This window comes from Bradyrhizobium sp. 2S1 (assembly GCF_011516625.5).
GTDB classification, from domain to species: Bacteria; Pseudomonadota; Alphaproteobacteria; order Rhizobiales; family Xanthobacteraceae; genus Bradyrhizobium; species Bradyrhizobium septentrionale.
In genome coordinates this window covers 8,185,690-8,197,433 of the sequence record NZ_CP147717.1, presented here as the reverse complement: position 1 = coordinate 8,197,433, position 11,744 = coordinate 8,185,690, and the positions used below count along the sequence as shown (strand labels likewise).

General features: G+C 64.6%; 12 protein-coding genes. 3 read left to right on the top strand and 9 right to left on the bottom strand.

Annotation, left to right across the window (positions count from 1 at the left end; translation table 11 throughout):
• Positions 1-16 precede the first annotated feature (16 nt).
• The 6 genes from HAP54_RS38760 to HAP54_RS38735 all read right to left on the bottom strand — a co-directional run bounded on the left by HAP54_RS38760 (position 17) and on the right by HAP54_RS38735 (position 5,780).
• Positions 17-262, bottom strand: coding sequence for a hypothetical protein (locus HAP54_RS38760; RefSeq protein ID WP_166296141.1), 246 nt, complete (start codon positions 260-262; stop codon positions 17-19).
• A 28-nt stretch (positions 263-290) separates the two neighbouring features.
• A complete protein-coding gene (locus HAP54_RS38755; protein ID WP_166296139.1) occupies positions 291-1,019 on the bottom strand; it encodes an ABC transporter ATP-binding protein in 729 nt (242 codons plus the stop codon).
• Entirely contained in the window at positions 1,012-1,827 is an 816-nt protein-coding gene (locus HAP54_RS38750) for an ABC transporter ATP-binding protein (RefSeq protein WP_166296136.1), read from the bottom strand. The genes HAP54_RS38755 and HAP54_RS38750 overlap by 8 nt, the downstream gene beginning before the upstream one ends.
• 12 nt (positions 1,828-1,839) lie before the next feature.
• On the bottom strand, positions 1,840-3,135 hold the full coding sequence (locus HAP54_RS38745; RefSeq protein WP_166296133.1) for an ABC transporter substrate-binding protein: 1,296 nt from the start codon (positions 3,133-3,135) through the stop codon (positions 1,840-1,842).
• A gap of 127 nt (positions 3,136-3,262) precedes the next feature.
• Entirely contained in the window at positions 3,263-4,372 is a 1,110-nt protein-coding gene (locus HAP54_RS38740) for a class II histone deacetylase (RefSeq protein ID WP_166296130.1), read from the bottom strand.
• A gap of 40 nt (positions 4,373-4,412) precedes the next feature.
• Entirely contained in the window at positions 4,413-5,780 is a 1,368-nt protein-coding gene (locus HAP54_RS38735; RefSeq protein ID WP_166296127.1) for an aminotransferase class III-fold pyridoxal phosphate-dependent enzyme, read from the bottom strand.
• A 260-nt stretch (positions 5,781-6,040) separates the two neighbouring features.
• Between HAP54_RS38735 and HAP54_RS38730 the strand changes: the two genes are divergently transcribed.
• Entirely contained in the window at positions 6,041-6,730 is a 690-nt protein-coding gene (locus HAP54_RS38730; protein ID WP_166296124.1) for a TetR/AcrR family transcriptional regulator, read from the top strand.
• A gap of 185 nt (positions 6,731-6,915) precedes the next feature.
• On the opposite strand, the gene glnA is transcribed toward HAP54_RS38730, so the two are convergent.
• On the bottom strand, positions 6,916-8,325 hold the full coding sequence (glnA, locus tag HAP54_RS38725) for a type I glutamate--ammonia ligase (RefSeq protein ID WP_166296121.1): 1,410 nt from the start codon (positions 8,323-8,325) through the stop codon (positions 6,916-6,918).
• Between the two features lie 151 nt (positions 8,326-8,476).
• Positions 8,477-8,815: a P-II family nitrogen regulator gene (locus tag HAP54_RS38720; protein WP_011441447.1), complete on the bottom strand. Its 339-nt coding sequence runs from the start codon at positions 8,813-8,815 to the stop codon at positions 8,477-8,479.
• 355 nt (positions 8,816-9,170) lie between these two features.
• On the opposite strand from HAP54_RS38720, the gene HAP54_RS38715 reads away from it, so the two are divergent.
• Positions 9,171-10,670 carry an NAD(P)H-hydrate dehydratase gene (locus HAP54_RS38715; RefSeq protein WP_166296118.1) on the top strand — a complete coding sequence of 500 codons (1,500 nt, stop codon included), beginning with the start codon at positions 9,171-9,173 and terminating at the stop codon, positions 10,668-10,670.
• 19 nt (positions 10,671-10,689) lie between these two features.
• Positions 10,690-11,106 carry a GNAT family N-acetyltransferase gene (locus HAP54_RS38710; protein ID WP_248114385.1) on the top strand — a complete coding sequence of 139 codons (417 nt, stop codon included), beginning with the start codon at positions 10,690-10,692 and terminating at the stop codon, positions 11,104-11,106.
• Positions 11,107-11,140: 34 nt separating this feature from the next.
• On the opposite strand, the gene HAP54_RS38705 is transcribed toward HAP54_RS38710, so the two are convergent.
• Positions 11,141-11,482, bottom strand: a complete 342-nt coding sequence (locus HAP54_RS38705; protein ID WP_166296112.1) for a monooxygenase — start codon at positions 11,480-11,482, stop codon at positions 11,141-11,143.
• Positions 11,483-11,744: the final 262 nt, after the last annotated feature.

Here is an 11,744-nt window from a genome sequence, read left to right as displayed (position 1 = left end):
CAGGCAGAAAATCCACTCAAGCTACTGTCCGAATTTGCGGAGCCAGCTCTGTATTCTCGAGGGTGAGCGCGACGCCGAAGGTCGCGATCATGATGGTGGTCTCGAAGGTTTCGGGGCTGCGGCGCGACAGCGGATAGGCGACCAGCATGAAGATCAGCGCGCCGATCACGCCGCCGACCGCGGCTGCGGCAAGCACCGCGAGCGGCAACGGCAGGCCGAGCGTCGCCAGCGCGTACAGGGCGCCGGTGGTGATCCCGGCCACGATGACGGGTCCTATGATCTCCAATTCGTCAGCCTCCGAGATAGGTTGCGAGCAGCTCGTCGCGCTGCAGCAGGACGGACGGTTCGCCCGACCAGACGAAGGCGCCGTTGTCGAGCAGGTGAATGCGGTCGGCGATGTCGGCGACGCGCGCCGGATTCTCCTCGACCAGCAGGATGGTGCGGCCGCTCGCCTTCAGCCGCGCGATCACCTCGTAGATCTGCTCGATGATGATCGGGGCGAGGCCGAGCGACGGTTCGTCGATCAGCATCACCGTGCCCTTCATCATCAGGCCGCGCCCGATGCCGACCATGCGCCGCTCGCCGCCGGAGAGGCTGGCAGCGATCTGGGTCTGGCGCTCGGCGAGCTTGGGCAACAGCGTGAAGACCTCATCGAGACGCCGGGCCACCGCTGCCTGATCGGAATCGAGATAGGCGCCCATCAGGAGATTCTCGAGCACGCTCATCCCGGCGAACAACAGATCGCCCTGCGGTACGTGGATCACGCCGCCTGCCGCGACGCGATGCGCCGGCAGGCCCGAGATCACCCGGCCATTCAGCGACACCGAGCCCTTGCGCACCGGCAGCAGGCCGGAGATCGCGCGCAGCAGCGTGGTCTTGCCGTGCCCGTTCGGGCCGACGACGGTGACGAGCTCGCCCGCATTGAGCGACAGCGACACGCCGGTCAGGACATTGCGGCCGTCATAGCCGGTCACCAGACCGTTGACGGCGAGGCAGGGGACGCTCGACGGTTCAGTCATGGGCGCTCAGCTCCGGCTGCTTGACGAAGAAGGCCTTGAGGCGGTTGGTCGCGGCCTTGCCGAGATAGGTCTCGACCACCGTCTGATCATCGGCGACCGCCGAGGGCGCGCCTTCGAAGATCGATTTGCCGTGGTGCATGATCACCACGCGCGTCGACAGCGAGAGCAGGAAGCGCATGACGTGCTCGATCAAGAGGATCGCGATCCCCGATGCCGACAGCCGCTTGACGACGTCGGCGATGCGATCGACCTCCGACGGGCTGAGGCCGCCGACCGGCTCGTCGAGCAGCAGCAGTTGCGGGGAGGTTGCAACCGCCCCCGCGATCATCAAGAGCTTGCGGTCGAGCACGGGCAGGTCGCGTGCGATGCGCTGCCGGCCGGAGAGGCCGACCAGATCGAGCGCCGCGGCAGCGCGCTGCCGGGCGGCCCGGCTGATCGCAAAGCCCGGGAAGCGGCTGTTGGTGTCGCCGAAATGGGCGGCAACCTCGATATTCTCCTCGACCGAGAGGCTGTCGAACGCCGCATTGAGCTGGAAGGTGCGGGCGATGCCGGCGCGGCACACTTCGTGCGCCGCAAATCCGGTGATATCGCGCCCCGCAAACAGGATGCGGCCGTCGGTGATCTCCGTGACGGCGGTGACGACATCGAAGAATGTCGTCTTGCCGGCGCCGTTCGGCCCACCGAGCCCGACCACCTCGCCGGGTCGAACGGTCAACGACAGACCATCCACCGCACGGAGCGAACCGAAGGTCTTGGTCACGCCCTCGCAGACGAGCAGCGGGCCGTTCGTCTGGTCAGGGGAGCTCACCGCGTCAACCTCTTACGCCTTGATCCATGGCGGCAGCTTCATCGTGTCAGTTGCATAGAGCGCGGGGGCGATCAGCTTGGGATCGGTGCGGTAGTCCTGGTGCTGCAGGAACTGATGCGCCATGCCGAGCGAAGGATCCTTGATCTGGGTCGGATAACAGAAGGCGGACTGGCCCTTCGGGTCGGCGTGGTAGATGCCGTTGACGCCGCGATAGATCAGCCGCTTCATAGCCTCCGAGATTTTGCGGGTCTGCTCCTTGTTGCTCGGCTCGCTGGCGCCGCCGGCGAGCGCCGCCGACAATGCGTAGTGCCAGAGCCCGTCATAGGTCTGCGAGCCCGTGATGAAGGCGGCGTTGGCGCCGAACTTCTCGCGATAGGTCTTGCGATAGGCCGCGGAGAATTCGTCGGGCAGGCAGCCGATCACCGTAGAGTAGATCACGCCGTTGATGGCTTCCTTGCCGATCTCGCGGAAGGCCGGAAGCGACGGTCCGTATTGCATATAGACCAGGCTCTGGGTCGGCTCGGGCAGGAACTGGGTCATGAACTGCGCCAGGTCCTGCGGCAGGAAGTGCGTCACCGCAATCGCGGCCGGCGGGTCCTGACGCAGCTTGGCAAGCGTCGGTCCCCATTGGTTGGTCGGGAAGGGCACGGTCTCGTAGAGCCCGAGCTCGAAGCCGAATTCCTTGACGCGGTCGCGGATCGCGTTGGCGATCACGATCGAATATTCGTTCGCCGAGGGGATGATTGCGATCTTGCGGTTCGGCGGGTTCCACTGCTTGTTGTCGATCAGCGATTTCAAGAACAGCAGGAAGCCGGGGCCGTAGTAGAACTCCGGCGGATCGCCCTGGAAGCAGGAATAATAGCGCTGCGGGTCGCTGAGGAATTTGGTGTTATGCGAGATCAGCGTGTTGTAGTGCACGAAGATGACGTCGTTGTCTGCGGCGACATCCATCTCCACCATGTTGGTGCCGACATTATATCCGTTGATGATCGCGCTCGCCGAGTGACGATCGATCAGGCGCTGCATCGCCTGGGTCACGATATCGGCGCCCATCTCCTTGGTGTCTTCGATCGCGATCTGGATCGGACGTCCCAAGATACCGCCGGCAGCGTTGATCTCTTCGGCGGCGAGCGTGAGGCCGTTCTTGAACTCGATGCCGTCAGCGGCGGCGAATCCGGACATCGGCAATGCCGAGCCTATCTTGACTGGCCCGCCTGCGGCACGGGCTTCCTTGTTCAGGCTTGCCAGCATTGCAATCGAGCCCGCGCCTGCGGCAACGCCGCCGAGAAGTGAACGTCGGTCAAGCATGATCGTCAGTACCCTCGTCTACGGCGCGGACAATCCGACGCCTCCCTCTAAAGCAGGAGATGCACGGCAGCAGTTCTTGCACGAACCGTGCCATGGCATCCGTCGATTGCTTCCACCAATCCCATCGTCAACGCGCAGCAGGCAGCCGGCTCACGAGCGCCGCGGCCGCATCGATCACCGCCGCCTGATGCGGCTGCAGCTCATTGCCGCCCCACGCGGCCATCAATGGCTCCCAGGGATCTGCGATATCAGTCTTGATGCCGGACAACTCCTCGAGCACCGCGAGCCCGCAATAGGGCGCGTACATTTCCGAGTAGCCGCCCTCATGCGTCATCAGGATGCGGCCGTTGCACAACGTCTTGGCAGCGGCGCGCAGCATGCGCGTCATCTCGCGATACGCCGCCGACGACAGCATCATGCGGCCGAGCGGATCGACGCCCGACGCATCGAAGCCCGACGCCACCACAATCATGTCGGGTGCGAAGCGATGCAGTGCGGGCAGCACGACGCGTTCGAACGCGCTGCGATAGGCACCGATGCCCGAGCCGGGCGGCAGCGGTACATTGATGTTGTAGCCATCGCCTGCGCCGTCGCCGTTCTCGGCAAGTGAACCGGAGTTTGCCGGGAACAGATTGTCCTGGTGCAGCGAGATCGTCAGCACGCTGGGGTCTTCGTAGAACACCGCCTGGGTGCCGTTGCCGTGATGCACGTCCCAGTCGACAACGGCGACGCGCGAGACCTGGCCCGTGGCCTGCAAATGCCGGATCGCGATGCTTGCGTTGGCGAACAGGCAAAATCCCATGCCGAGCTCCGGCCGCGCATGATGCCCCGGCGGGCGGATCAGCGCATAGGCGGTCTCGACCGCGCCCGATGCGACCGCATCGGCAGCCGTGATGGCGCCACCGGCCGCGAGCAGCGCGATCTCGTAGCTGCCGGCGCCAAGCGGCGTCAGGTGGCTGGCGTCGCCGCCGCCGGCGTCGCTGAGGTGCTTGATATGGGCGATATGGTCCGCGGTGTGGACGCGGGCGAGCTCTGCCACTGTCGCTGCGCGCGGCTTGATCTGCACGAGATGATCGAGCAGGCCGCTGACTTCGACCAGATTGCGGAAGCGGCGCTTGGTCTCCGGATTCTCCGCATGGATTCCGGGCTGGATCGTCAATCCCGGTGGAAACACCTGGGCCCAGTTGCCGGTGTTGTGCCACATGTAAAGTTCATGGCAGACGAACCCAGTAGCCATGCGAGCAATCCCCTGTCCTGGCGCGCCGACCTCGTGTGATCTATTCGACTGCGCTGATCGCCTCGTCGAACGTGTCCGCGATCTTGTCGGCGTGTTCGGTCGTGAAGGTCAGCGGCGGGGAGATGATGAACGTGTCGGCCAGGTTGCGGATCAGGACGCCCTTGGCGACGCAGCGCTCCCAGATCCGCTGGCCGAAATTCTCCGCCAGATCGAACGGCCGCTTGGTCTCGGGATCGGCGACCAGCTCGATGCCGAGCATCAGCCCCTTGCCGCGCACGTCGCCGATATTGGGGTGGCGCTTCTGGACGTCCGTCAATCGTGCCAGCAGATAGGCGCCGACTTTCCCGGCATTGGCCGGCAGCTCCTCCTGCTCGACGATGCGCAAATTGGCGATCGCGGCGGCGCAGGCGAGGGGATGGCCGGCATAGGTGTTGCCGTGCATGAAGGCGCGCGGCGTGAATTGCGACTTGTCGTCGGACTGGAAGGCGGCTGCGACCTTCGCGTTGATCAAGGTGGCACCGAGCGGGATGTAACCGCTGTTGATGCCCTTGGCGAACACCATGATGTCGGGTTTGACGCCCCAGGCGCGGCTGCCGAACATGCTGCCGGAGCGGCCGAAGCCGGTGACGACCTCGTCGGCGATCAGGAGCACGCCGTGGCGGTCGCAGACCTCGCGCAGCAGCGGCCAGAAATTCGCGGGCGGCACGATCACGCCGCCGGCACCCTGCACCGGCTCGGCCATGAAGGCCGCGACGCTGCCAGCTCCCTGATAGACGATCTCGCGCTCGAGCAATTCGGCGCAGAGGCGGCCGAGCGCCTCCGGGTCCGACGTGAACGGGTTGCGATAGGCGTGCGGCGTCTCGACCTGGAAGAATCCCGGCAGCAGCGGCGTGAACTGCTCTTTGTAGACATTGACGCCGCCGGCCGACAGCGCGCCCAGCGTCACGCCGTGATAGGCGCCGCGCAGCGAGATGATCTTGGTGCGCAGTGGTTCGCCGGCGAGCCGCCAATATTGCTTGGCGAGTTTGATCGCGGCCTCGTTGGCCTCCGAGCCGCCGGACGAGAAGAACGCGCGGACCATGCCTTCCGGCGCGGCCAGCCGGCAGAGCTCGTCCGCCAGCGCCACCGACGGGCTGTTGGTGGTGTTGCCGAAGGTCGAATAGAAGCTGAGACGATCGAGCTGTTCGATGATCGCCTGTTTGATCTCGGGGCGGCCATGCCCGACATTGACGTTCCAGAGCCCGGCCTGTCCGTCGAGATAGCGGCCGCCATGGCCGTCCGAGACGTAGACACCTTCACCGCCCTCGATGCAGATTGGCGGGTTCTCGGCGAGGAAGTTGGCATTGGCGAAGGGGTAGACGACGTGACGAGTCAGCGTGTCGTTGTTTCGAGCAGCTGCTGTGGTCATTTTCTCGTTCCTCTCGACATTTGTTTCCCCCGGGACCCCGGTTCTCATTGCCGCAAGGATAAACACAGGCGATAAAATTGGTCAAATGACCAATTTTGTGCAACATGCAAATTTGTGCGGCACGGGCCGACGCGTTTTCGAGCGAAGTGGATACCGGTTCGCGTGAAGAAAACGCGTCAGAACAAGAGTCTAGAACTCCGTTCGGATTCCATCGGAACGGAAAAGGCTCTAGACAATCGTCGTGCGCATTGGAGAGACGGATGACAATCGCAGGACGTGAGCAGGTCGGCGCCAAGAGCGAACCCAAGAACGAACCCAAGGGCGAACGAACGCGGCGCCAGATCATTGAGGGAGCCTTGCAGGCGCTCGGGACCGGCGGCGTCGCGGCGACGACGACGCGCGACATCGCGGCCGGCGCCGGCGTTCGCCTCGCCACGCTGCACTATCATTTCGAGAGCAAGAGCGCGCTGCTGCTGGCGGTGCTCGAACACCTGATCGATGAGACGACCGCGGCGCTGCGCGAGGAAACCGGCGATACTGCCGACATCGCGAGCTGCATCCGCGAAGCCCTGCGCGCCGGCTGGCGCTATCTCGAGCGAACGCTCGAGCTGCAGATCGTGCAGTATGAGCTGACGCTGTACGCGCTTCGGCGCGACGACGCTGCCGGGCTCGCAGCCTATCAGTATGACGCCTATGTCAAGGTCTATCAGGACATCCTGCAGGGCGTTGCCGTACGAACCGGCGAGCTCGACGCGGCGGGATGCGCCGATGTCGCACGCTTCATGCTGGCCGGCATCGACGGGTTGCTGTTGCAGGAACTGGCGAAGCCCAACAAGGCCCGGTCGTCACGTGCGATCGAGACGCTGATCGTGGCGACACAGGGGTTCGCAAGCGGGTTGTCGAACGACCGCAAGACGCCGAAATTGGGGAAGCGCGCGACGCGAGGATAAGTGTCGAGGTGCGTAGCCCGGATGGAGCGAAGCGTAATCCGGGGCAGCTCTCAGCATTGGCGCGACCGTTCCCGGATTTCGCTCCGCTTCATCCGGGCTACGCGGATCTACCCATCGGGCGTTCATCCAAAAACAAAAGGCGCCTCCATCGGAAGCGCCTTTCGCATTTCACGGTGCCGTAGGTCTTACAGCGAGTAGTACATCTCGAACTCGACCGGGTGCGGGGTCATTTCGAAACGGGCGACCTCGGTCATCTTCAGCTCGATATAGGCGTCGATGAAGTCGTCGTCGAACACGCCGCCGTTCTTGAGGAAGCCGCGGTCCTTGTCGAGGTTCTCGAGCGCCTCGCGGAGCGAGCCGCACACCGTCGGGATCTGCTTCAGCTCTTCCTTCGGCAGATCGTAGAGGTCCTTGTCCATCGCCGGACCCGGATCGATCTTGTTCTTGATGCCGTCGAGGCCGGCCATCAGCATCGCGGCGAAGCCGAGATAGGGATTGGCCATCGGGTCGGGGAAACGCACCTCGACGCGCTTGGCCTTCGGATTCGCGGTGCAGGGGATGCGGCAGGACGCCGAACGGTTGCGCGCCGAGTAGGCGAGCAGCACCGGAGCCTCATAGCCCGGGACCAGACGCTTGTAGGAGTTGGTCGACGGATTGGTGAAGGCATTGATCGCCTTGGCATGCTTGATGATGCCGCCGATGTAGTGCAGGCAGGTCTCCGACAGGTCGGCATACTTGTTGCCGGCGAACACCGGCTTGCCGTCCTTCCAGATCGACTGGTGGACGTGCATGCCCGAGCCGTTGTCGCCATAGACCGGCTTCGGCATGAAGGTGGCGGTCTTGCCGTAGATGTGGGCGACCTGATGGATGCAGTACTTGTAGATTTGCATCTGGTCGGCCATCAGCGTCAGCGTGTCGAACTTCATGCCGAGCTCGTGCTGGGCCGAAGCGACTTCGTGGTGATGCTTCTCGACCTTGACGCCCATCTTGCTCATGGCGCCGAGCATTTCGGAGCGCATGTCCTGCACCGAATCCTGCGGCGGCACCGGGAAGTAGCCGGCCTTGGTGCGGATGCGGTGGCCGAGATTGCCGCCCTCATATTCGGTGGCCGAGTTGATCGGCAGCTCGGAGGAATCGAGGCGGAAGCCGGTGTTGTAGGGCTCGGCCGAATAGCGCACGTCGTCGAACACGAAGAACTCGGCCTCGGGGCCGACGAACACGGTGTCGCCGACGCCCTGCGACTTCACCATCGCCTCCGCCTTCTTGGCGATGCCGCGGGGGTCGCGGTTGTAGGGCTCGCCGGTGGTCGGCTCGAGCACGTCGCAAACGATGACCATGGTGGTCTCGGCGAAGAACGGATCGATCGTCGCGGTGAGCGGGTCGGGCATCAGGCACATGTCGGATTCATTGATCGCCTTCCAGCCGGCGATCGAGGAGCCGTCGAACATCTGGCCTTCGGCAAAGGTGTCCTCTTCGATCATGCCGACGTCGAAGGTCACGTGCTGCCATTTGCCGCGCGGATCGGTGAAGCGCAGGTCGACGTATTTGACGTCGTTGTCCTTGATCGATTTCAGGACGTCTTTGGCGGTCTTCATGAATACCCCTTTTGGATTTGCGGGCCGGTTTCCAGCGGTGAGCGACGTTATTCTCGCTTTTGGCGAGTTCGTGTGACTGCTCAAACGAAATCAGGCTGCCGAAGCAGCCTTTTTTCTCTTTGCCGTCAGAAATTCCCGGATAGCACCGGGCTCAAATAGCGTCCAGCCCGGATTCGCCGGTCCGGATGCGGATCGCTTCCTCGATATTGGAAACGAAGATCTTGCCGTCGCCGATGCGTCCGGTCTGGGCTGCGCGGCGGATCGCGTCGATCGCCTTCTCGACCAGATCGTCGCCGATCACGATCTCGATCTTCACCTTGGGCAGGAAGTCGACGATGTATTCCGCACCGCGATAGAGTTCGGCATGGCCCTTCTGGCGGCCAAATCCCTTGGCCTCGGTCACGGTGATGCCTTGCAGTCCGACTTCCTGGAGCGCTTCTTTGACCTCGTCGAGCTTGAAGGGCTTGATGATGGCTTCAATCTTCTTCACTGAGCGCCTCCCGGGCATTGCAGATTGCAGGGTCGAGTTCGATGCGCGTGGGGCGCAGTCTAGGTTGGTCTTGAGCCTTCCGGCGCCGGGCCGGAAACACGCGCAATGGTCGCATGGAGCGGCACTGCGCGCGGCTTCCTCAAAAGCAGGGTCTATGCCAAGTTGTGAAAGCCCCCGATTTCGGAATGTTATCAGCCTTTTATCAGGCAATCGGCTGATATCGAACCACATGGGCTATGATATCCAAGCCTAACAAATAGGCAAATAGATCAATCCATATGCAGTCGGCCAGTAGAAACCCCGCGAACGTCACAGGAATTGCCTCTCGAAAAGGCGAAGCGATTGAGGATTCGGCATGGACGTTCTGACCACGACGGAGATGGAGCGTGCCGACCGGCTGACCATCGCGGGCGGCACGCCGGGCTTCTCGCTGATGATGAGCGCAGGCCAGGCGGTCGCTGAAGCCGCGATGGAGCTGGTTGAGGAGGGGCCGATCGTCGTGGTCGCCGGCCGCGGCAACAATGGCGGCGACGGCTTTGTCGCCGCCGCCGAGCTCGCCGCGCGCGGCCGCGAGGTCTCGGTGATCCTGCTCTGCGAACGCGACAGCCTGCAGGGCGACGCGGCACTCGCGGCGAAGGGCTGGAAATATCCGGTGCTGCCGTTCAACCCGCAGGCGCTCGGCAAGCCGGCGCTGATCATCGACGCGCTGTTCGGCGCCGGCCTCAATCGCCCGGTGAAGGGCGATCCACTGGAGATGATTACGGCCATCAACGCCAACGGTACGCCGGTGTTGGCGGTGGACCTGCCGAGCGGCATCAACGGTACATCAGGCGCGGTCATGGGAGCGGCCGTGCAGGCCATCGAGACCGTCACCTTCTTCCGCAAGAAGCCGGCGCATCTGTTGCTGCCGGGTCGGATGTATTGCGGCCGGGTCCGCGTCGCCGATATCGGCATCGATCCGCAGGTGCTCGACGAGATCAAGCCGCTGACCGCGGAGAACCTGCCGCAGGCCTGGCGCTGGTCGTTTCCGATGCCGCGGATCGACGGCCACAAATACGCAAGGGGGCATGCCGTCGTGGTCTCCGGCGATCTCGCCTCGACCGGGGCAGCGCGGCTCGCCGCGCGCGCGGCGCTGCGCGCCGGCGCCGGCCTCGTGACGCTGGCCTCGCCGCGCGACGCGCTCGCCGTCAACGCGGCGGCGCTGACCGCGGTGATGGTGCGCACAGTCGACAACCCGATCCAGTTCGCCGAACTGCTGGATGACAAGCGCCTCAACGCCTGCGTGATCGGACCCGGCGCCGGCGTCAGCGCGCGCACCCGCGACTTCGTCCACACCGCGCTGTCGGCACAGCGGCATCTGGTGCTCGATGCCGATGCGCTGACGAGCTTTGCCGGCACGCCGGACCGGCTGTTCGAGACGATCAAGGCCGCCGACGGCCTTGGGGTGGTGCTCACGCCGCATGAGGGCGAGTTTCCGCGGCTGTTCAGCGACATCTCCAACAAGCATCCCGGCCGCTCCAAGCTCGAGCGCGTGCGCGCGGCTGCCGAGCGCTCCGGCGCGGTGGTGCTGCTGAAGGGCGCCGATACGGTGATCGCGTCGCCCGACGGCCGCGCCACCATCGCCGCCAATGCGCCGCCCTGGCTCGCCACCGCCGGTGCCGGCGACGTGCTCGCCGGCATCATCGCGGGCTTCCTGGCGCAGGGCGTCGCGGCCTTCGAGGCGGCCAGCATCGGCGTGTGGTTGCACGGCGAGGGCGCCAGCGAGGCGGGCCCCGGCCTGATCGCGGAGGATCTCACCGAGGTGCTGCCGGCCGTGTTCCGCCGCCTCTATGACGAGTTCGGGATTGAGTATTAGGCAACTCGCGCTTGCCGACATGGACGCCGCCGCACGCGTGCATCGGGCGGCGTTCGATCACGCGCTGCCGTGGCTCGCCGGCCTGCATACGCCCGACGAAGACCGCTGGTTCTATCGCGAGCGGATGTTTGCGGCGTGCACGCTGTGGGGCGCGTTCGACGGTGCGGCGATGAGCGGCGTGATCGCGTTCCGCGACGACTGGATCGAGCAGCTCTACGTGCTGCCTGCCGCGCAGGGAAGCGGCATCGGCGGTGCGCTGCTGGAGATCGCGAGGCAGGGCGCGGACCGTCTGCAACTCTGGACCTTCCAGCGCAATGTGCGGGCGCGCCGCTTCTACGAGGCGCGCGGCTTTGCGCCAGTCGAGCAGACCGACGGCAGCCGCAACGAGGAGAAGGAGCCGGACGTGCGCTATCTCTGGACGCGCGTGGGCGCGTGAGCGTCCGCCGGAGGCAGCTGCTGCCGACGTCTTTTCATTCCGCGGCGGAAATCAGCGCGGATTGGTTCACCCGCGTCTCGCCCTTGAGGTTGTCGACGGTGACGTGCGTGTCGTACCAGGTCAGCCGCGGCCGGGCTCCGAACCGTTCAGTCAGCTCTGCGATCTTGGCCTCGGTGAACCAGGCCTCGGCCGCCGCGCGGCTCTCCCACAGGTAAACACCGCCGGTGCCGGTCTCACCGTTGAGATAGTCTTTGCGGATCAGCCCCTTTGTCGCGAGATTTCGACAGATGGGCGCGCTGCCCATGCCGCCCTTGATGGCCTGTTCCTCGGTTCGCTTCGGGAGGTCGAATTGAACGATGACGATACACTGTGCCATCCTGGTTCTCCGATCTGTCACATGGTGTCAGGTTCGTTCGGCGGCACGCCGATCAGCCGCGACCATACAAGATCGGCCGTATCCTTGTCCCGCATAGATCCAATCCCTCCGCTTCCGGCGGAGGGCGCGGGGAGGCTCGCCAAGTGCTCAACTCCCCAGACACGAGACTTTTGGTGGACGCGTGGGAAGAGGCGGGCTAAAGCCCCACGACATTCCCTTGCATCCCGTGAATCCCGCTCGTGAGTGCCACGCAGAACAATTT

Excerpts from the sequence above, each read along its gene's own strand:
- HAP54_RS38755 (WP_166296139.1), bottom strand. The coding sequence starts at position 1,019 with ATGACTGAACCGTCGAGCGTCCCCTGCCTCGCCGTCAACGGTCTGGTG.
- HAP54_RS38745 (WP_166296133.1), bottom strand. The coding sequence starts at position 3,135 with ATGCTTGACCGACGTTCACTTCTCGGCGGCGTTGCCGCAGGCGCGGGC.
- HAP54_RS38740 (WP_166296130.1), bottom strand. The coding sequence starts at position 4,372 with ATGGCTACTGGGTTCGTCTGCCATGAACTTTACATGTGGCACAACACC.
- HAP54_RS38735 (WP_166296127.1), bottom strand. The coding sequence starts at position 5,780 with ATGACCACAGCAGCTGCTCGAAACAACGACACGCTGACTCGTCACGTC.
- HAP54_RS38730 (WP_166296124.1), top strand. The coding sequence starts at position 6,041 with ATGACAATCGCAGGACGTGAGCAGGTCGGCGCCAAGAGCGAACCCAAG.
- glnA (WP_166296121.1), bottom strand. The coding sequence starts at position 8,325 with ATGAAGACCGCCAAAGACGTCCTGAAATCGATCAAGGACAACGACGTC.
- HAP54_RS38715 (WP_166296118.1), top strand. The coding sequence starts at position 9,171 with ATGGACGTTCTGACCACGACGGAGATGGAGCGTGCCGACCGGCTGACC.
- HAP54_RS38710 (WP_248114385.1), top strand. The coding sequence starts at position 10,690 with ATGGACGCCGCCGCACGCGTGCATCGGGCGGCGTTCGATCACGCGCTG.
- HAP54_RS38705 (WP_166296112.1), bottom strand. The coding sequence starts at position 11,482 with ATGGCACAGTGTATCGTCATCGTTCAATTCGACCTCCCGAAGCGAACC.